This window comes from Streptomyces sp. A18, assembly GCF_059026065.1.
Window position 1 is genome coordinate 38,357 of sequence record NZ_JBWLKL010000030.1, and the last position, 19,070, is coordinate 57,426.

At 67.8% G+C, this 19,070-nt stretch carries 13 protein-coding genes, 1 tRNA gene and 1 pseudogene; 10 read left to right on the forward strand and 5 right to left on the reverse strand.

Features of this window, described 5'->3' with window-relative positions:
- The first annotated feature begins 285 nt into the window (after window positions 1-285).
- The 5 genes from AC5P1C_RS32580 (at window position 286) to AC5P1C_RS32600 (ending at window position 10,554) form a co-directional block, all read left to right on the forward strand.
- The gene (locus AC5P1C_RS32580) at window positions 286-2,196 is read left to right on the forward strand and encodes a TerD family protein (protein ID WP_493869553.1); all 1,911 of its coding nucleotides are present in this window, start codon (window positions 286-288) and stop codon (window positions 2,194-2,196) included.
- Window positions 2,197-2,648: 452 nt separating this feature from the next.
- The gene (locus AC5P1C_RS32585; RefSeq protein ID WP_493869554.1) at window positions 2,649-7,220 is read left to right on the forward strand and encodes a PDDEXK-like endonuclease domain-containing protein; all 4,572 of its coding nucleotides are present in this window, start codon (window positions 2,649-2,651) and stop codon (window positions 7,218-7,220) included.
- Window positions 7,217-8,059 (forward strand): hypothetical protein, encoded by an 843-nt coding sequence (locus AC5P1C_RS32590; RefSeq protein ID WP_493869555.1) that lies wholly within the window; start codon window positions 7,217-7,219, stop codon window positions 8,057-8,059. The genes AC5P1C_RS32585 and AC5P1C_RS32590 overlap by 4 nt, the downstream gene beginning before the upstream one ends.
- 83 nt (window positions 8,060-8,142) lie before the next feature.
- On the forward strand, window positions 8,143-9,486 hold the full coding sequence (locus AC5P1C_RS32595; RefSeq protein WP_493869556.1) for a hypothetical protein: 1,344 nt from the start codon (window positions 8,143-8,145) through the stop codon (window positions 9,484-9,486).
- A 459-nt stretch (window positions 9,487-9,945) separates the two neighbouring features.
- A complete protein-coding gene (locus AC5P1C_RS32600) occupies window positions 9,946-10,554 on the forward strand; it encodes a hypothetical protein (RefSeq protein ID WP_493869557.1) in 609 nt (202 codons plus the stop codon).
- Between the two features lie 159 nt (window positions 10,555-10,713).
- Here the strand turns inward: AC5P1C_RS32600 and AC5P1C_RS32605 are convergent, their stop codons facing one another.
- On the reverse strand, window positions 10,714-11,505 hold the full coding sequence (locus tag AC5P1C_RS32605; protein ID WP_493869558.1) for an SAVMC3_10250 family protein: 792 nt from the start codon (window positions 11,503-11,505) through the stop codon (window positions 10,714-10,716).
- 199 nt (window positions 11,506-11,704) lie between these two features.
- Window positions 11,705-12,052, reverse strand: coding sequence for a hypothetical protein (locus AC5P1C_RS32610; RefSeq protein ID WP_493869559.1), 348 nt, complete (start codon window positions 12,050-12,052; stop codon window positions 11,705-11,707).
- A gap of 136 nt (window positions 12,053-12,188) precedes the next feature.
- On the opposite strand from AC5P1C_RS32610, the gene AC5P1C_RS32615 reads away from it, so the two are divergent.
- From AC5P1C_RS32615 to AC5P1C_RS32625, 3 genes and pseudogenes are all read left to right on the forward strand, one after another.
- Window positions 12,189-12,851 carry a hypothetical protein gene (locus AC5P1C_RS32615; RefSeq protein WP_493869560.1) on the forward strand — a complete coding sequence of 221 codons (663 nt, stop codon included), beginning with the start codon at window positions 12,189-12,191 and terminating at the stop codon, window positions 12,849-12,851.
- A 269-nt stretch (window positions 12,852-13,120) separates the two neighbouring features.
- The gene (locus tag AC5P1C_RS32620; protein ID WP_493869561.1) at window positions 13,121-13,357 is read left to right on the forward strand and encodes an integrase core domain-containing protein; all 237 of its coding nucleotides are present in this window, start codon (window positions 13,121-13,123) and stop codon (window positions 13,355-13,357) included.
- Window positions 13,358-13,658: 301 nt separating this feature from the next.
- Window positions 13,659-14,651: pseudogene (locus tag AC5P1C_RS32625) on the forward strand (tyrosine-type recombinase/integrase); the annotation flags it as partial.
- A 363-nt stretch (window positions 14,652-15,014) separates the two neighbouring features.
- Here AC5P1C_RS32625 and AC5P1C_RS32630 read toward each other — a convergent pair.
- A tRNA-Pro gene (locus AC5P1C_RS32630) sits at window positions 15,015-15,091 on the reverse strand.
- Window positions 15,092-15,222: 131 nt separating this feature from the next.
- On the opposite strand from AC5P1C_RS32630, the gene AC5P1C_RS32635 reads away from it, so the two are divergent.
- Complete coding sequence (locus AC5P1C_RS32635; RefSeq protein ID WP_493869562.1) at window positions 15,223-15,951, forward strand: thiamine pyrophosphate-binding protein; 729 nt, start codon at window positions 15,223-15,225, stop codon at window positions 15,949-15,951.
- 87 nt (window positions 15,952-16,038) lie between these two features.
- The gene (locus AC5P1C_RS32640; protein WP_493869563.1) at window positions 16,039-16,953 is read left to right on the forward strand and encodes a transketolase family protein; all 915 of its coding nucleotides are present in this window, start codon (window positions 16,039-16,041) and stop codon (window positions 16,951-16,953) included.
- Here the strand turns inward: AC5P1C_RS32640 and AC5P1C_RS32645 are convergent.
- Both AC5P1C_RS32645 and AC5P1C_RS32650 read right to left on the reverse strand, forming a co-directional pair.
- Window positions 16,919-18,292, reverse strand: a complete 1,374-nt coding sequence (locus tag AC5P1C_RS32645) for an MFS transporter (RefSeq protein WP_493869595.1) — start codon at window positions 18,290-18,292, stop codon at window positions 16,919-16,921. The two genes, AC5P1C_RS32640 and AC5P1C_RS32645, sit on opposite strands and share 35 nt — an antisense overlap.
- Window positions 18,293-18,565: 273 nt before the next feature.
- Complete coding sequence (locus tag AC5P1C_RS32650) at window positions 18,566-18,946, reverse strand: MmcQ/YjbR family DNA-binding protein (protein WP_493869564.1); 381 nt, start codon at window positions 18,944-18,946, stop codon at window positions 18,566-18,568.
- Between the last annotated feature and the right edge of the window lie 124 nt (window positions 18,947-19,070).

Consider the following 19,070-nt stretch of genomic DNA (forward strand, 5'->3'; position numbering starts at 1 on the left):
CAGGGGGAATCGCACTCAGTCGAGGTAAGCCGCCAGCGCGCGGCTTCGTCAGCCGCCAACTCCCCCTCGGTAGTCCCTCAGTGTCAGAACGAGTCGCAGCCTTGGCGCCTCTCCCGCGGAACTCGTACCTGATGTCTATCTCCATCGATACCCTGCCCACCTCCGCGGCCGCACCCCATTCAGCAACGAACGCAGACGTGACTGAAGAGCATTGCGCGTCACCATATCGGGGCAAATCGGCATGCAGATTGAAGGAGGACTACATACCGCATCATCCTTGGCGCTATGAGTCTCGCCTCCGCCTCCTTCGACGTCCCCACCACGCGCGAATACGCGCGCGACTGGGCGCTGGTCGACGTGGAGACCTCCGGGCTCATCGCCCGGAGGGACCGGGTGCTGTCCGTGGCGGTGGTGACGATCAGTCCGGACGGCGAGCAGACCGGGGAGTTCTCCACGCTGCTCAACCCGGGATGCGACCCGGGGCCCGTGGAGGTACACGGGCTGACCGTCGAGCGGCTGCGGGGCGCGCCCACGTTCGATCAGGTCGCCGGGCGGATCGCGGCGATGCTCCAGGACCGGGTCCTGGTCGCTCACAACGCACAGTTCGACTACGACTTCCTGGCCTACGAGTTCGCCCGCGCGCGCATGTGGCTGCCGGTGTCCCAGCGGCTCTGCACACTGGCCCTGAACCGTCAGGTAGATCCGCCGACGCTCGACATGAAGCTGGGCACCCTGGCCGCCCACTACGGCGTAGCGCAGCAGCAGGCGCACGACGCTCTGGACGACACCCTGGTGCTTGCGGGGATCTTGCGGGCGTCACTGCGAGAGGCAGCGCGGCTCGACCTCCCGTTGCCGTTGGTGAACTGCCCTCCTCGGGCGGAGTCCCAGTTCACGCCCAGGCCTCCCAAGACTCCGTGCGGCTACCGCAATCCGGGACGGCTTACTCCCGGCGGGCCACTGCAGCAGGGGATGAAGATCGCGATAACCGGGGAGACCTCCCGCGCACGAGCGGAGCTGATCGGGCGGGCCGTGGCTGCCGGGCTGAACATGATGACCTCTGTCAGCCGGCACACCAGCGCGCTGGTCACCAACGAGCCGGCGTCGCAGTCCTCGAAAGCCCGGCGCGCGCTCGCCGAAGGCGTACCTGTCATCGATGAAGACACCTTCCTGCGGTTGCTGGCCGACGTACAGGCCGGGACAACTCATGAGGCGACGACCACGGTTGCGGTTGTCCCGGTGACCGAACCTGAAGCGATACAAGTCGGGTCCGTGGAACCGAGGCCCTCCCATGCCCCTGCCGCAGTCACCCCAGAAGCAGCCCTCTTTCCCTCGGCCTCCCCCGGTGCACCCATCCCCGCTACTCGCCGACCAGAGCCCTTGGGCGCCACTCTGGACATGCCACTGGTCGGACACCGGGTGCTTGTGCTTGGTGGGGTCCATGCCGATGCCGTGGCGGCTCGCACCCGTGTCGTCGAGCTGGGCGGGTCGGCGGCGATCAACCTGTCCGCCAGCGTCACCGACATCGTGCTGCTCGTGGGCGGGGACAGCGACCGGCGCATGAGGCGCATCACCGCCCTTGAACTCCCGGTGCACGATCCGCATTGGCTCAACTCCCCGACCACCACCGATCAGGACACGGCGACTGCCCGACCGCAGGAGCCGCAGGTGATGCCGAGGGGTGGTGTCATCGACCTGCCCATGCCACACGCCACATCCGCGCTCGAGTGGTACGTCACAGCCGGCTGGGCACCGCAGGCCGACTGCGAGATCGACCTCGTCGCCTTCATCCTCGACGAGGACGAACAGGTCACCTTCGACGAGGACTTCATCTTCTACGGCGCCCCGGAAAGCCCCGCCGGCACCGTGCGGCTCCTCACCGGCGGTCCTGCCGAACAGTCCATCGCCGTCGACCTCGCGTCCCTGCCGCCCGCGAGCCGCAAGGTGGTGGTCGCCGCGGCCATCGACGGCTCCGCGACCTTCGGAACTGTCGGCGCGATCCAGATCGGTACCGCCCCCGGCAGCAGCGGATCACCGCTCGCCCGGGCCACTCTGGACGCCGCTACCACGGAACGCACCATGCTGCTCGCGGAGATCTACCGCAGAGGCCCGGTCTGGCGCCTGCGCGCCGTCGGCCAGGGCTACGACCACGGCCTCGACGCCCTCGCGCGCAGCTACGGCGTCGACATCGCCGACTGAGCTTGCGGCGTCATCCCGCCGAGCATCAACCAATTGCACCCGCGGGCAGGCCATCACCGACCGGAAAGGGCGCCTCGAGGAGTCGCGCCCTCCTCCCGACGCCCGCTCCAGCATCCACTTTTGCGCCACGAACCGTCACCATCCTTTGCCGACAGTAACCATCGCCTGCTCGGCCGCCCAGACCACGAGCAGAGCTTGCTACCCCTGACGTCATCGGCGACCAAGATCCGCCAGCCGGTCTCTCCTCACCAGCTTCAACCTGTGCAGAAGGCACGTTATGCAGCTCTGCTACACGAGTTGCCCCCAGGCCGATCGGCTCAAGAGGACCCATCCACCCGACAGCGTGCACAGGGACTAAATGCGCGAGTGAATCCGGCCATCCTCGCCGGAGCCCGTTGCTGCGGCATAGAACGACCCTCATTCCGGAACGTTCGTCCGCAGCCGGGAGGAGAATGGTGAACGTTCCGCGACGCCACGCGAGTGACCCTGACGTCATCGGACAGACAGCAGGGCTGGTCAACTTCCTGCGCGACGTGGTCCACAGCAGCCACCAGCGTCAGCGTGACGACCGTAGCCGTGAACGCGTGTGGTTGGCCCGGCTGCCGGAAGCGGTCCGCAGGCCGACACCACGTGACGACGGCCTGTTGCTGTCGCTCGACCATGTTCCGCAGACTGCGCCACCTGATCTGCCCGCGTCGCTCGACGGCTGGGTAGAACCGGCACGTTGCCTGGACCCGGACGGTGGTGACCCACCCCTCGCAGACGAGGGCCCAGGGCACGAGCTCGTACGTGTCTCAGTCGCCGAGGAACGCAGGGGAGAGGAAGGCATCCTTCGCCGCGAAGAGGCCGGTGACGCTCTCCGGGCGTACGGCACATGGTTGGAGCGATGGCGCAGGTGGGCAGAGCGGGAGCGCGCGGATCGACCCTTGCGCGAGCTCTACGACGGCATCTATGCATGGCATCAGCGACTCGCCCAAGAGGACGACCAAACTGAACTCGTCTTGGCCCTCGGCCTGTTGACGTGGGTCGACCCAAGCGAAGACGTATTGCACCGACACCTGTTCACCCACCGCGCGGAGACGTCGGTGGACCGCCGCACGGCGAGGCTCACGGTGCGGCTGTCGCCAGAAGGCGCCCTTCGCCTCGAGGACCAGGACTTCCTGGACAGCGACGACGGATGGGTGCGCGAGCGCGGGGCCGCTCTCTCGGAGGAGCTCACCGCTCGGGCCATGCATCCGCTGGGCCCCGAAACGCTCGAACAACTGGCGCAGTGGCAGGAGCGGGCGACCACACGCCCGATGGGGTTCAGCGCGGAGTGGGAGCCGCCACGCTCGCCGGAGCAAGGAGCCCGGCTCACATACGCCCCCGCCCTGGTCGTGCGCCCGCGTAACCTCAACTCCTTGCTGCGGTTCTACGACCAGATCGCTGAGACAGTCGCTGCTGAGGGCCACGCGCCGCTCGGCCTTGCTCAGATGGTGCTGCCGCTCAACTCCGAGGAACGCACTGCTTGGGACGGAGGCGAGACCGCACCGCTGTTCGGCGACGATCCGCTCTTCCCGGGCAAGACGAACGCACAGCAGCGCAGTGTGCTCGGGCGCCTGGAGCACGATACTGGCGTAGTCGTCCAAGGGCCTCCGGGCACGGGCAAGACCCACACGATCGCCAACCTGGTCTCCGCGTTGCTCGCCCAAGGACAGAGGGTGCTCGTCACCAGCGCCCGCGATCAGGCGCTGACCGTGTTGCGTGAGAAACTCCCCTCTGCGGTACGGGACTTGTGCGTCCTGCTGCTCAGCTCCACGCGCCACGACGGCGCGGGGGAACTGGAGCGCACCATCAACGCGCTCACCGACCAGGTAGCCACCAGTGACCCTGACGAACTGCGCGCCGACATCCAACGCCTCTCCGGTGAACGGGACGAGGTACGGGGACGGATCGACACTCTCACTGAACAGGTGATCTCCCTCCGAGAAGCCGAGTACCGGCATCGGAATGTGGCATCGGGCTACGGGGGAACGCTCGCCGAGATCGTGGAACGCGTGCATGCCGGTACCAAGAGGTACGGATGGATCGGCCCTCTTACGGACAGTGCCGAGGACGAACCACCCTTGACCGGCGAGCAGGCCCAGGAACTCCTCCTGCTGCTGCGCGACGGCGCGGGCGAACCACGCGTGGGCGGGGCGCTTCCCCCACCTGACGAGCTGCCCTCGCCCGAGCACGTCGCGGACGTTTTCGTGGCCAGTTGCCTCAGCGACGACGGCCTGTCCATGGAAACGATCGAGATCCGCGACGAACTCGCCAGTCTCGATTCCTCCGTGACCGTGGAGTTGGCTTCGCTGCTCGACGCCAGCGTGACAGCCCTCCATCACTTGGGTGTGCCCACGGATTCCGCGCGGTGGGATCCGGACTCGTGGATCACCCGAGCCTTGGCCGACCGGTTGTCCCGGTCCGATCTCGCGCTGTGGCAGCGAGTGGCCGCCGCCACGGCCGAGATCCGTGAAGTCTCCCGGGCTGTAGACGCCTTGGGCCTGCGCATGGTGTCCGTACCCGAGGAGCTGACCGCGCAGAATGCGGGGCAGATGGTGACAGCCGGGGCCGCGCTCCGTGATCACCTGGCCGCGGGCAAGTCGCTGCGCCCCCGGTTTCCGGGCAAGGCACAAAGGAATGCCCAGGACCTGCTGGACTCCTGCACCGTCGATGGGCATGCACCGCAGACGGCTGAGGAGCTGGATGCCGTGTTGGTGCACCTCCAGGCCCATGTCACGCTCACCGGCGCGGCCACGCGCTGGCAGCAGGTGCGCGCCGCGATCGCCCCCGGGGACGTGGAGGTACGACTGGCCGAACTGACCGCACGGTCAGACCGCCTCGAGCACATCCAGGCATTCGGCTCAGCTCGGGAGCGCATCGACGAGCTCCTAGTACGTCACGGGGTACGCCTGACGATCACCTCCCGCCGATCGTGGCGGGACCTCGCCGCTGCCGGGGCCGCTCTGGCAGGCCGACGTGCCGCCGATGAAGCTACCCAGAAGCTGGCCGCTTGGGACGAGTTCCTGCGTACGCCGGTCAGTGGGACACACCCGTCCGCGGAAGCCATGGCCTTGGTGCAGGCCCTTCGGTCGCAGAACGCGGATGCCTATGCGGAGGCATTGCAGGACCTGACCTCCGCACACCGGCGGGAGCACCACATGCGTCGGTGCGCCGACCTCCTGGGTGCTCTCCGCGCCGCGCACCCTCTGCTCGCGGGCCGCCTCATGGACAGTCCTGACGCTCTCGCCTGGGAGGAGCAGTTGGGTGTACTGGAGCAAGCCTGGGCATGGGCCAAGGCTTCCCAGTTCGTGCGTCGGCAGCGCACACCCGGTCTGGAACGACAGCTCGAGGGTGACCTGAGCGAGCACGAGGCCAGGCTGGAGTACGTGACCGGCGAACTCGCTGCGGCTTGGGGAAGGTTGCACTGTCTGGAGCGCATGACGCAGGAGCAGCGCTCGGCGCTGCAGGCGTACCGGACGCATATGGCCTCCTACGGCAAGGGCAAAGGGCGGCACGCCAGCCGTTTCCGAGCGGCGGCGCGCGACGCGATGTCCATAGCCCAGGGCGCGGTTCCCGCGTGGGTCATGCCTATTCCTCAGGTCGCCGAGATGGTGCAGGCGAAGCAGGATGCCTTCGATGTCGTCATCGTCGACGAGGCCAGCCAGGCCGGCATGGACGCGCTGTTCCTCATGTGGCTGGCTCCTCGCGTGATCGTCGTCGGTGACGACAAGCAATGCGCGCCGGCCGTCACCGGCAAGGGCCGTCTCCAGGCCATTCAGGACAAGCTGGCCGCCCACCTGCCGGACATGCCCTCCCGACTGCGGGAGCTCTACACGCCGCACACCAATCTCTACCAGCTGCTGTCCACCTTCTTCCCGAAGGTGATCCGCCTCGAAGAGCACTTCCGCTGCGTGCCCGAGATCATCAACTGGTCCTCAAGCACCTTCTACGACAACAAGCTGCTGCCCCTGCGCCAGTACGGCGGCGAACGGCTCGACCCGCTGCGCACCCACTTCGTCGAAGACGCCGTGGCCACGGGCCGTGACAGCCGTGTTCACAACCCCAAGGAGGCCGAGGCGATCGTCGATTGCCTGACCCGCCTGGTCGAGGACGAGGCCTACCGGGACAAGACCATGGGAGTCATCGTGCTCCAGGGCTTCGGGCAGACCAAGCTCCTGGAAACCCTCATCGAGCAGCAACTGCCTGCCACCGTGCGCGAGCGCCACCGGATACGCGTAGGCAATGCGGCCTCGTTCCAGGGCGACGAGCGCCACGTCATCCTGCTGTCCATGGTCGTGACGAACCCGTCGCGTGCCGCGGGCGGAGCCAAGAGTGAACAGCAGGCGTATAACGTCGCCGCCAGCCGAGCCCAGGACCAGATGTGGCTGTTCTACTCAGTCCCGCCCGACCGCCTCAAGCCTCACGACCTGCGGCTCAACCTCCTGACGTACATGGAGAACCCGCCGGCCGCGCTGGAGGCCGCGGACGCCATCGGACCAGTGCTGCCCGATGTGCGAAGGGCCCCGTTCGACTCGCTCTTCGAGCAGCAGGTGTACTTGAAGATCAAGGAGCGTGGTTACCACGTAGTCCCGCAGTTCCCGGCGGGCAGCAAGCGCATCGACCTGGTCGTTGTCGGAGCCCGCGGCCGTCTCGCCGTCGAGTGCGACGGCGACCCGTTCCATCGCGCCACGCGGGAGCAGATCGAGAACGACCAGCGGCGTGACCGCGAACTGCAGCGTGTTGGCTGGGCGTTCTGGCGTCTCCGGGACAGCGAGTTCCGCTTCGATCCCGACGCCGCTCTCCTCGAGCTGTGGGAAGAGCTCGACCGCCAGGACATCCGCCCAGCCAACTACCCGCAGCGTGCAGGGGCCACATCGGCAGTCGACTCCCACCCCGCATGGACGCCGCTCGACCTCTCCTCGGATGAGGACCTCGCCGACGACGACAGTACGGACGACGAGCAGATCACCGAGAACACCACCACGGAGGATGCCGCATGACTCAGGAACCCGTTCTGAAGCCACTCGATGGCAACACCTTGAAGGAGCTGGCCCGCGTCATCCTTGGCGACGACCACCTCTACTACCGCAGGGGCTTCGAGATCGCCCAGTTCCTGGAGAACGCCGGGTGGCGCAACGTCCCTGAGTACGACGGCGAATACCGCGGCGAGTGGGCGCTCCAGCAACTCATGGGACGTCGCGAAGATCCCGACCAGCTGGAGAAGGTACTCCTCAGGCTGGCCGACGCCCGGGAATACCTTGAAGAGCCCGACGTCCTGCCGACCGTAATCAACGCGGTAAATACCTTCCTCATCCACGAAGGCTTCCGCCTGGAAAACCCCGGCGGCAAACCGAGGGTTGTCGTGTGCGACCCGGCCATGGCGCACCCGGGCCAACAAGCGCCCGTCGCGCTCAAGGCCACCATGGCCGACATCATCAGTGAGCCGCGCATTGCCGCACTGCTCCAGCGTCGCCTGGACGAAGCGCGCACCTGTTACGGCAACGGCGCGCACGTCGCGGCCATCATCATGCTGGGCAGCCTCCTCGAAGGTGTCATGCTCACGGTGATCGAGGAACGCGACGCCACCCTCCTGGGCAACAAAAACCCCGACTTCATCGGCCTCAAAGCTCTAATCGACATCTGCCACAAGGCGGGCTGGATCGACGTAGACGTCGAGCGCTTCAGCCAGGTCCTTCGCGAGTACCGCAACTTCGTCCATCCACGCGCCGAGTTCCGTGAGGCGCACACCCCCGACCGCGACACGGTCACTGTGTCTTGGTACGTCGTGAACAGCGCGCTTAACGACCTCGCAGCCAGCCAACCCGAGGCCACCGCATAACGACCATGCATGGACGAGAGCCACTGCATGACCACCGGCCCTGGCACCCAGGCCAGGTACAACGGACCACAGGGGGGAGCAGGATGAAGCCCACGGCAGAGGTACTGAGGGACCTTGCGGAGCCGTCGAACGTCTCAATCCATTCGAACTCGGCGCTTGCCGGAGAGGTGAGTGCCGCAGCAGCGGACGACGACGCGCAGAGAAAGGAGAAGGAGCTCGACCGCCTTCGACGAAAGCCAGAACTGCGCCCCATACCCGCAAAGGACCTCGGCCGATCCACTCAACTCACCCCCGGAGATGTCCTGCACACCTTGGGGCAGGCAATCACTCTGTCCCGGCGCGGAGCGGGGCGCGGCCTCGCCGAGCACTGGGGCTGCCTCAAGTACAACCAGGCTCTGGGTGGGAACGCCGACACCTTCATGACCCTCTCTTCCGAGGGCCGGGAGACAGCGGACTACTACAAGGCGCTTCAGTCCGGAGAACTCGGCACCGGTTTCGCGTTGGCGCTCGCCAGAAGGCTCCTGAGCCAGCGCTACCCGGAGCACTTCGTCTCGATAGTGCCGGCTGACACGACCCTCCGCGCAGGGTGGGCCCTGACCAGCAGAGACTCGGGACCGAAGTCGGGCTACCGATACCGCCCCCAGTACTTCGCCGAGGTGTGGCGGCCCGGCGAGCCCTCCCGTGTCTTCCCGATCGCGTGCAAGGGCAGCCACAGCAGCGCCTCCGCCTCTCATACCCAGCTTGCCTCAGCCTCCACCCACGTCGAAGCGGTACACATCGGAGCATGGGACGAGACACCGTGCCTCGTATTCAGCACGGAGCTCCCCCTCGACGGCCCGCTCACCGTGCACGCGTTGGGGGCCGAGGGAACCGGAGGCTGGCTGGACGCCCCACTTCGAGTCCTTGACCAACCGCTGGAGGATGAGAACGTTGTCCCCGGCATCCAGCCACCCACGAAGGACGACGAACCCTCCGAGCCTGAGCCCGGCTACCAAGTCAGCCCTGAACTCTACGCATGGTTCCAGCAGGCCCTGGCCCGCACCGCCGCAGCTGGTCTCACCGCATTCGCCGGGGATGACAGGTCGACCGCGCAGTACCTCACCAAACGCCAAGGCCAACGGCACTTCACCGGCTTCACACACGCGGCCACGGACAGCGTCCAAGACGCACGACACAGGCTCCTCGGCATCGACTTCGTCGGTACCGACCACGTCTTCCGCCTGAACCGAAAGCGGGTCGAGGCATTCTCCGGAGTTGCAGAAGACCTCTTCCGCCACCTTGAGGGTGGGCAGGTGGAGCAGTATCGCCGCGAGGTCCACGCACGACGGTCCTCCTGGCCACGCGACACTTGGGCTCCGCGCTGGAACGGTCCCGTCTCCGTGCATCCCGACGGCACCGTGCTTGCCGTCCGCCTACTGCGGCGCTGACCCCTACCGCCCCACACGCGAGGACACCGTTCAGTCATTGCTCGATTGCGGTCCGTGGGTCTGAAACGCCGCCGAGATCAGCCCCACGGCCGCCGACGCGGCACTCAGAGGGCCCCGACTGGGGCCGTCCCACGCTGCTCCCTCGGCTCGACCGGCATCGGCCATCCCCCTCCGCGTCAGGCAGGGCATGGGCAGAAGCCTGGACAATGCGGCAGACCCAAACCCCATAGTTGGGGAACTTGGGCCGAAACCTGGGAACAGCTTGTCACCCGACTCCAGGCCGGAGGCCGACGGGAAGGCCTGATCACCAGGGACGTGAACGTCGACTCGACCGTCTGCCGAGCCACCCAGCACACCACCGATGCGTCGAGAAGAGGCCTGCCATGGCAGGGCTCGGCTTCAACACAGATTTTTCACCATGCCCCAGCGCACGCACCATCGGCCGCGGACACTGACTAGGTGACTGACCACTCTGTCTCCCTCGTAGCCAACCTGACCACCGTGTTCCTCGCCCTGGCGATCGGCACCCGGATCGGCTACATCGTTGCCGCCCGCGGGACCGCGCACCAACTGGACCTGATGGATAGGCACTTTGAAAGCAATCGGCAACTCTTCGAGCGTCAACAGGAACTCCAACGCGATGCCGATCTCGCCAAGCGGTCACGCGAAGACCTCAAGAAGAGCTACGAAGTCCTCGGTATCTGGCTCCACCATGTGGGACAGACCCTGGACGAGATCCACTTCGGGACCGCATCGAGCGAAAAGCGGATGCACAACAAGGCACAGGTCCTCGTCGGCGCCCGGCCGTGGGACGTAGTGTCACCGCCGGCCAGCGCGGCTGCGGCCCAATTCTATTGGAGTCCGGACGTACTCCGAAAGATCCGAGAACTTCAGGGACCCTACGCACAGTTCATCTCCGGCATCCGGGTGGCGATGCTGCAGCGGGAAACCGCCGACGGTCCAGAGTCTTCCAGGTTCGACCAAGGCGTCTGGGAGCACTACAACGCGCTGCACTCCATCATCGTCGGTATCAAGAACCAGGCACGGGACGACCTGATGGTCCACTGACCAAGTCAGCGGCGACACTGGACCTCAGGGCCGTGTCCTGCAGAGCAGTGTAACGGCGAACACCACTGACGTCCCTGTGGCACCAACTCCCAGGCCACAGACCCGTCATTCACAAGCGGAACGTGATCCGCTACACCACGTGAGGGGACACGACCGACCTCAGCGTGTGCGGGGGCGCCTGCCGATCCCGGGAAGGGTGAACCGCCGGCGCCGCTCAGCCTGCTCAGGCCGCACGGCTTCCACGTACAACGGTGTCGCCACCAGCTGCCGATGCGACCACTGCGGACTGTCGATGTCCATCAGTACGATGGCGTGTCCGCGCAGGCGCCCACGACTCGAAGTGGGGTAGTCCCGCTCGACCCAGCCTTGCACCCCGAACGCAGCATCCTCAATGAGATACGCGCTGCGCCGCTGCGGCATGATCTCGTTGAGGAACTCGGGGATCACATTGAGACCGATCTCTTCACGGCGTTCGACCTCGAGAATCAGATCGTGCAGCCATGTGGTGTCCGAGCCCATCCGACCTTCGGCGCACACCTGAGTGCGCAGGTGCTGCACTGACCCACACAGCATGATCCCTAGGTCGCGTGGCTGACCGGCTGTCCCGGCAGGGACCCGCCCAACGAACAGCACGACGTCCTCAGGTGGCCTTCCGCTGTCCTCATGGACGGCCACCTGGGCCATGTCCCAGTCGAAACTGATCCACTGGTTCGCCCGCAGATCGCGCGTGGTGAACGCGACCGGTACGAACTCCCGCTCGATTCGTTGCTTCGCCTTCTCCACCAGCGTGTGGGGAGCCATCGGCCCGGCCGGACCGTCCCACATTCGTGTGCCCGACACCTCAAGCAGCGGCGGAACCTTCACCACCGCCTGAACGCCCTGCTGTGCGGCGGGAGACCGCAGGCCTAGCCGTCCGTAGATCTTGCGCTCCGAGACATAGACCAGATCCAATGCATTCCCCTTCATCCCTTTCCCAGCCGACGACGACAGCGGGACCTATGGAACGGAGCCTCGTACGCACGTGGCCACGCTTTGACATCAGCAGCTTCCTACCCCGCCGAGCCCAGGCCAGGCCGCGGGCTTGCGTTGCTGTGCCGGACCTACGCCTGCTCTCCCCGGCAACAGACGAGCTACGGCTTCGCATGGAAGATCAAGGTGACCGGCAGAGGATGCTACGGGCGTTCTCCTGGATCTCGCGGGCCAGATCGGCGACGTGCCGGGGGTCTTCCAGTCGGACCACCACGGAGGCCAGGGCCAACGGTTCGGCGTCGAGTTCGGTGAACCCGGCTGCCGTGGCATCTGCCGCGATCATGTCGCGCAGCCGGGAGACATCGCGAGCGTAGGTCTGGGCGTCGATGACGAACTGCGCGTATGCCTCGCGCTGATCCTTGCGGCGTACGGCGGCCACGGTTCCGCGGCCTTGGGCACGTCCCGCGGCTGAGGCGGCTATGACGGCGGTGGGGGTGGTGATGAGCGCGGCTGTGACGGCGGGATCCATGACGGGCGATCATGCCGCATAGCGACGGCCCCGTACTGACCGGTGCGGAGCCGCTGTCGTACGTGCCCCGTACGGTGTCCCACATGACTGAACGCCCCAGGTTCCTGAACGAGTTCGAGATCGCCGACGTCCTGTCATGGGGACGGTCTACGGCCTTTTCGAACCACGGCCGCCGCACCGCATCCGCTATGTGGGCAAGACCGAGCAGAGCCTGAAAGAGCGGCTGAGCGGGCATCTGCACTCCCGCGTGCCCCGCGTGCGCGCGAGGATGGAGGAGTTGCGCAGTCAGGCGCCTGAGGGCAGCGGGGCGCGCGGGCAGCCCTACATCTGGCCCCTGCACGAGGAAGTGCCCAGGGGCGAGCTGGACCAGGTGGAGATGGAGGAGATAGTCCGTCAGCTCCGGGCGGGCGCCAATCTCCTCAACGACAAGATCGGGGCGCAGGGCGAGCGGGCCGCGCACGAGCGCAACATCGCACACCTCACCTGCGATGACGTCGCCCACATCCAGGAGCATCCCTCGCGCTACGTGCTGGGACTGCGCCTCCAGGCGGCGATGCGCCGGCGGGCGCGCCACCTGTGGCACGAAGCCGAACCCGGCCAGGTGCCGGGTGATCTGCTCCTGGAGCTGATGCTCGACCGGCGCGGGCGCCAACGGCTCAAGGAGAGACGGGAACGGCAGGGGGAGGACGGAGCGCGGGTGAGCGGCTACGTGAACGTGGCCGGGGACCGTATCGGCCCCGACGACTTTGATCCGTACGAGGGCTGCGCCCCGGACGAAGACCCGGAACTCTGGGGCTGATTGCTCCGCTGCGGCCCCGCACTTCGGTGCGGAGCCTTTGTTGTTCCCGTCAGGCCGCTTCGGTGGCGGGAACGGGGGCGCTCGGACAAAGGCTGTACGCGCCGGCGTTCCTCGAACACGACACCCGGCGCCTGCACATCACCGGAGTCACTTCCCACCCCACCCGAGACTGGGCCGTGGGAGTCGCTGCGCTTCCTGCTACGCGACGGCAAGTACGGCGAGGCATCCGAGGATGTGGAGATCCTCACGAGCGCCCGCAGGCTCCGCGGATGAACGCCCACTGCGAACGGGTCATCGGCACCATCCAGCGCGAAGCGCTCAACCACGTCCTCACCCTCAACGAGGCCCACACTCGGCACGTCCTGGCTACCTACCAGCAGCACTACAACGGGCATCGCCTGCACCAGGCCCGCAATCAACCACTACGCGACTCCCGCGAACATCCCGCCACTGTGCGGCACCTTGCAGCCGCAGCACACTGCGCAGCCGAACCCTCGGGGGCCTGATCAACGAGTATCGGTATGCCGCTTGACCACCGGCGATGACTTTTCGAGCGGCACACGATCACCAGTCCACGCGGCTCCCACGTGAGGTCGCGCACGACTTGAGGTCCAGTCGTACCCACATCGGCCACCCTGCGCCTCCATGAGGCACACGTGGCACCGTGCGCCCCGCCACGGGATCCGTGCAGGTCACAAGCCATCCAAAAGGCATGTGGTCGTGTCGTGGTCGTTCGTCTCGAACTCTGGGCGCCAAAGGATCACGCTGAAAGCACAGGTGTCCCACCCTGCGCAGGGAGTGATCACCATGCGCTCACACCACGCCACGGGGCGCGTCTACCGCCGATGCGGATGTCGAGACGAGCACAAACACCAGCTCGGAACGCACTGCCCCCTCCTGGCAGCCAACCCTGGCCACGGGACCTGGACCTTCGCCGTCGAGATCCCCGCCACCGAGCCCGGAGGGCACAACCGCACCGTGCGCCGCGGCGGATTTCCCACCGCGGACGAGGCCCGTACCGCGCTGCACCGCTACCTCGCCGGCCGCAGCATAGGCATCAGTGCCGACCCCAACCAGACCGTGGAGGACTACCTCACCGAATGGCTCGCCGGTAAGAAACTACGACTCAAACCCACCACCTGGGTCCGCTACCGCGACTACACGCGCAATGACCTCGTCCCCGCACTCGGCCCGATCCGCCTCGACGACCTCGCCTACGAGCACCTGCTTCGCTTCACGCAGACTCAACTCGCCGCCGGACGTGGCAGACAGACGGTCTGGCACATCCTTGCAACCCTCTCCAGCGCCCTCGGCGACGCCGTACGCACCCACCGGCTGCCCACCAACGTCGCCCGGCCCACTGCCATCCCCCGCCCAGCGCCCACGGAACGCGTCATCTGGACCACCACCCAAGCCGTGCGTTTCCTCGACCACTGCCACACACACGACCCGGACTTCGCCGATCTCATCGAACTGCTCATCGGCACCGGACTACGCAGGGGCGAGGCACTCGCACTGCACTGGTCCGACATCTACCTCGACCAGAACAGGCTCTACGTCCACTCGACGCTGTCCGCCGTCGACAACAACCAGCTCGTCATGACCGCTCCGAAAACCCGCAGCAGCCGCGATTGGGTCGCGCTCTCGCCCCGTGTCCACCGCGTACTCAAGCAGCGCCACGACACGCTGTCTGCGCCCGCCAACCTCATCGACCGCGCCAGTGAGTTCGTCTTCGCCCGCACCGACGGACACCCCTGGCACCCCGAGTGGGTCCTCAACCACTTCCACGACCTCACCGATCAAGCCGGTGCCCCCGCTGTACCCTCCACGACCTGCGCCACCTCGCCGTCACCACCGCCATCAGCGAAGGCGTCAGCCTGTGGGCCGTCTCCCAGACAGCGCGGCACTCCACGCTCTCCACCACAGCAAACATCTACGCCCACCTCACCCGACGCACCGCCCACCAAGCCGTCGACGCGATCGCTACCGCCCTCGACCGCGAAGAACGACACGCGACCACATCACGACCACCGCACCACAGGCCAAATCAGTCCCAGCAGCACAATCGGGCACGATGGAACTGGTTTACGACCACCCAACGACCACATACAGAAAAGGCCGTCTCTGCCTCACGGCAGAAACGGCCTCCGACCTGCAAAAAGCTGGTCGGGACGACAGGATTTGAACCTGCGACCCCTTGACCCCCAGTCAAGTGCGCTACCAAGCTGCGCCACGTCCCGGTGCCCGTGTGACCTGGGGGTTTCCCCTGGCCGAACGCGCACCGAAACAATACCGCACTCCGAGCAGTGATCGCTCACGCCTTTCGCGCCGTCTTGACCTCGAGTGAACTTGAGGTTGCACGCTCGGTGTCATGACGACGACAACGGAACGCGGATACGGATACGGATGCGCAGACCTGTCCCGCCTCATGGGGCGCATGACGGGCGACGAGAAGCACGGGCCCGCCGCGACCTCCACCCTCGACGCGCTCTGGGTCCTCTACGACCGCGTGCTCAGGGTCACACCCGAGCGTGCGGATGACCCCGGGCGCGACCGGTTCCTGCTCTCCAAGGGGCACGGGCCCATGGCGTACTACGCCGTCCTCGCCGCCAAGGGCTTCCTTCCCGTCGACTGGCTCGAAGGGTTCGGGGCGTACGCATCGCCGCTGGGGCACCACCCGGACCGGGTGCTCGTGCCGGGGGTCGAGATCGGGAGCGGGTCGCTGGGGCACGGGCTGCCGCTCGCGGTCGGGACGGCGCTGGGGCTCGGCGCCCGGGGGTTCCCGGACGCCCGGGTGTGGGTGCTCGTCGGGGACGCGGAGCTGGACGAGGGCAGCAATCACGAGGCCATCGCCTTCGCCGGGCCCTCCGGGCTCGAGCAACTGCACACCGTCGTGATCGACAACGCCTCCGCCCGGCATGCCAGGCCCGGCGGGATCGCGGCGCGGTTCGAGGCCGCGGGGTGGTCCGCCGAGACCGTCGACGGCCGTGATCACGACGCGCTGTACGCGGCGTTCACCGCCCCGCATCCGGGACGGCCGCGGGTGGTCGTGACCCGGGTCGAGCCGAAGGGGTCCGCGGGCGAGCCCAAGGTGGCCTGAGCGTCCGCCGCCGGGGTCCGTGCGCCGCCCGCCGGTTCTGCAGTTCTCCATCGCACCCCCACCAGATCTATCGGAGGTTTCTCTGTCATGGACACCATGCGTGATCGCTTCGCCCCCGTCGTCTCGCGGCTGCTCGACGAGGATCCGCGCGTCGCCGTCGTCCTCGCCGAGATCGGCGCTGATGCCTTCACCCAAGCCCAGCGCAAGCACCCGGACCGGGTGATCAATGTCGGGATCCGGGAGCAGTTGCTCGTCGGGGCCGGTGCCGGGCTCGCACTCGCCGGGCTGCGGCCCGTCGTGCACACCTTCGCGAGCTTTCTCGTGGAGCGGCCCTTCGAGCAGGTGAAGCTGGACTTCGGGCATCAGGGCGTGGGTGGTGTGCTCGTCAGTGCCGCCGCTTCCTTCGACTGGCCCGCCGGTGGGTTCACCCACATGTCGCCGGGCGACGTAGCACTGCTCGACACGTTGGACGGCTGGACCGTGCATGTACCGGGGCACCCGGACGAGGCCGAGACGCTGTTGCGGCACGCCGTCGCCGCGGGCGACGACAAGGTGTACGTCCGGCTCTCGGTGCAGTCGAACACCCAGGGGCTGCCGGTCGACGGAGCGCGCTTCCACACGGTGCGCGAAGGGCACGAAGGGGTCGTGATCGCCGTCGGGCCGATGCTGGACAACGTACTGGCCGCGACCGAGGGGATCGATGTCACCGTTCTGTACGCGACCACGGTGCGGCCCTTCGACGAAGAGGCACTGCGGCGTGCGACGGGGGCAGGGGCGGTGGCCGATGTCGTGGTGGTCGAGCCCTATCTGGCCGGAACCTCCACCGCCGCCGCGAACGACGCGCTCGCCGATGTCCCGCACCGGGTGCTCGGGCTCGGCGTCGGCCGTGCGGAGCTGCGCCGCTACGGGCAGGTCGACGAGCACATGGCCGCGCACGGGCTCGACGCCCGCTCGCTGCGGGAGCGGATCACCGACTTTCTGGGGGCGCGGGCTCTCGTATAGAGGATTCCCCTCGTATCGAGGATTCCCCTCGTATCGAGGACCGCCCTCGTCCAGCGGGCTCTCGTCCAGCCGCAGTCGTCTTTCCCCTCGCCCGTCCGGGCCCTCCTCCCCCGCCCGAGACGGGCGCCCTCACGTCCACCCGCACCAGCCCGCGTATCGCAGGCACCGAGAGCAGGGCCAGGCAGACCACGACCGTCGTCACGGCGCCCGTGATCAGCACCTGCTCCGCACCGAAGGCGCTCGCGGCGGGGCCCGCCAGGGCCTGGCCGACCGGCAGCAGGGCGATCGACCCGGCGACGTCGTACGCGTGGATGCGGTTCAGGACGTCCGGCGGCACCTGCGTCTGCACGCTCGTCGCCCACATGACGCCCCAGAAGGAGAGGCCTGCGCCCGCGACCGCCGCGCCGACCGCCATCAGCGGGACGCCGAGTTGGGCGCCGACGGCCGCCGGGAACGCGCAGTAGCCGATCAGGGCGACGGAGCCGGCGCGGAGCATGCGGCGAGGGCGCAGGCGCAGGGCGACCAGGCCGCCCAGGACGGTGCCGGCCCCCAGGGCGGAGTTCACCAGGCCGTAAGCCCCCGAGCCGTGCTCCTGGACTACGAGCGTGGCGACCAGCGGCGTCAGCGGGCCCGTGGTCGTGATCATCAGGACGCAGAAGATGGCGATGACGCCCCAGAGCCAGGTGCGGGACCTGAACTCCCGCCAGCCCTGCACCAGATCCGCCCGAAAGCCGTTGCTGTGCGGGAGCGAGCCCGGCAGCGCGGGCGGCAGCCGGAGCAGCACCAGGCACAGGGCGCTCAGTCCGTACGTCCCCGCGTGCGCGGCGAAGACGGCGCCCGGCGACGCGAAGGCCACCAGGACGCCCGCGACGGCCGGACCTGCAAGGGCCGCGGCCGACTCGGCCACGCGTATCGCGCCGTTGGCCTTCTGGACGTCTGTGGCCAGGCGCGGGACCGTGCTGGCGACGCCGGGCTGGAAGAGGGCGCCCGCCGCGCCGTTGACCGCGCCGATCACGCAGATCTGCCAGAGGACGACGTGGCCGGTGAAGAAGAGGACCGCCGCGACCGATTGCGTCCCGAGCCGGACCACGTCCGCGCCGATCATGAGCAGTCGAGTGCTGAACCGGTCGGCGAAGACCCCGCCGAATATCACCAGGCCCGCGAAGCAGACCGTAGTGGCGGCCATCGCGAGACCGACCGCACCCGCTCCGTGCCCGTGTTGGAGCAGTCCCGCGGCGAGCGCGACGGGCAGCATGGTGTCGCCGAGCTTGGCCACGGTCCGCGCGCCGAAGAAGAACCCGAAGTCCCGCGACCAGATGCCCTTGCGCTCTCCGGCCATCCGCTTGGCCTTGCGGCCGGGCGCGAAGCGCTCGCCCCGCCCTTCCGCCGCCGGAAGCCCCGCGCGCCCATGCCCGGCGCCCTCGTCCACCCCGTCCCCTGACGGCACCCCAGTCCCCTCCCCTGGCGGCAGCGCCCGGCCCGTCGTCCCGCGAGCCCGCGCCCTCCACCCCTGCCTGGATCATGCCACGGGGCACTGACAGCGGCCGATCCGTTTGTGTGCGCCGCCTGGCTCGTCTTCCCGATGCCGCCTGGCTCGTCTTCCCGGCGCCACCTAGCTCGACGGCGGGAGGCCCAACTCCGGGTAGGCGTCGAGGAGTCGGGTCGGGGCGGCCTGGCGCCAGGAGTCGGCGAGAATGTCCTTCAGCTCGGCCGTGTCCAGGGCCGAGAGCCGTGCGCGCACCCAGGCGAACATCGCCTCGTGGTCGGCGATCCAGAACTTGTCCGGCTCGGCGAGGACCAACTCGTCGCGCTCCTCCTTCGGGCACCGCACGGCGATGGACGTCTCGTCCTCCGGGAGCGTGGCGAACATCTTTCCGGCCACCCGGAAGGTGGGCATGCTCCAGGCGATCTTCTCCGTCGTATCCGGCAGGGCCAGCGCGATTCGGCGTACATCGTCGCCCGTGACCTGGGCCTTGGCATGAGCTCGAGACATGCCGAGAACGGTAGCCAACGCCGCTGACAGCGGCACCCCGGACACCGCTCCCGACACAGCCACACATCGACACAGCGACATGGCGATGCGCCGACACGGCGGGCCCGCCACCCCGGAGGTGGCG

What these genes read in the sequence shown, in the direction of transcription:
- AC5P1C_RS32580 (WP_493869553.1), top strand. Translation starts at nt 286, where the DNA reads ATGAGTCTCGCCTCCGCCTCCTTCGACGTCCCCACCACGCGCGAATAC.
- AC5P1C_RS32585 (WP_493869554.1), top strand. Translation starts at nt 2,649, where the DNA reads ATGGTGAACGTTCCGCGACGCCACGCGAGTGACCCTGACGTCATCGGA.
- AC5P1C_RS32590 (WP_493869555.1), top strand. Translation starts at nt 7,217, where the DNA reads ATGACTCAGGAACCCGTTCTGAAGCCACTCGATGGCAACACCTTGAAG.
- AC5P1C_RS32595 (WP_493869556.1), top strand. Translation starts at nt 8,143, where the DNA reads ATGAAGCCCACGGCAGAGGTACTGAGGGACCTTGCGGAGCCGTCGAAC.
- AC5P1C_RS32610 (WP_493869559.1), bottom strand. Translation starts at nt 12,052, where the DNA reads ATGGATCCCGCCGTCACAGCCGCGCTCATCACCACCCCCACCGCCGTC.
- AC5P1C_RS32615 (WP_493869560.1), top strand. Translation starts at nt 12,189, where the DNA reads ATGGGGACGGTCTACGGCCTTTTCGAACCACGGCCGCCGCACCGCATC.
- AC5P1C_RS32620 (WP_493869561.1), top strand. Translation starts at nt 13,121, where the DNA reads ATGAACGCCCACTGCGAACGGGTCATCGGCACCATCCAGCGCGAAGCG.
- AC5P1C_RS32635 (WP_493869562.1), top strand. Translation starts at nt 15,223, where the DNA reads ATGACGACGACAACGGAACGCGGATACGGATACGGATGCGCAGACCTG.
- AC5P1C_RS32640 (WP_493869563.1), top strand. Translation starts at nt 16,039, where the DNA reads ATGGACACCATGCGTGATCGCTTCGCCCCCGTCGTCTCGCGGCTGCTC.
- AC5P1C_RS32645 (WP_493869595.1), bottom strand. Translation starts at nt 18,292, where the DNA reads ATGGCCGGAGAGCGCAAGGGCATCTGGTCGCGGGACTTCGGGTTCTTC.
- AC5P1C_RS32650 (WP_493869564.1), bottom strand. Translation starts at nt 18,946, where the DNA reads ATGTCTCGAGCTCATGCCAAGGCCCAGGTCACGGGCGACGATGTACGC.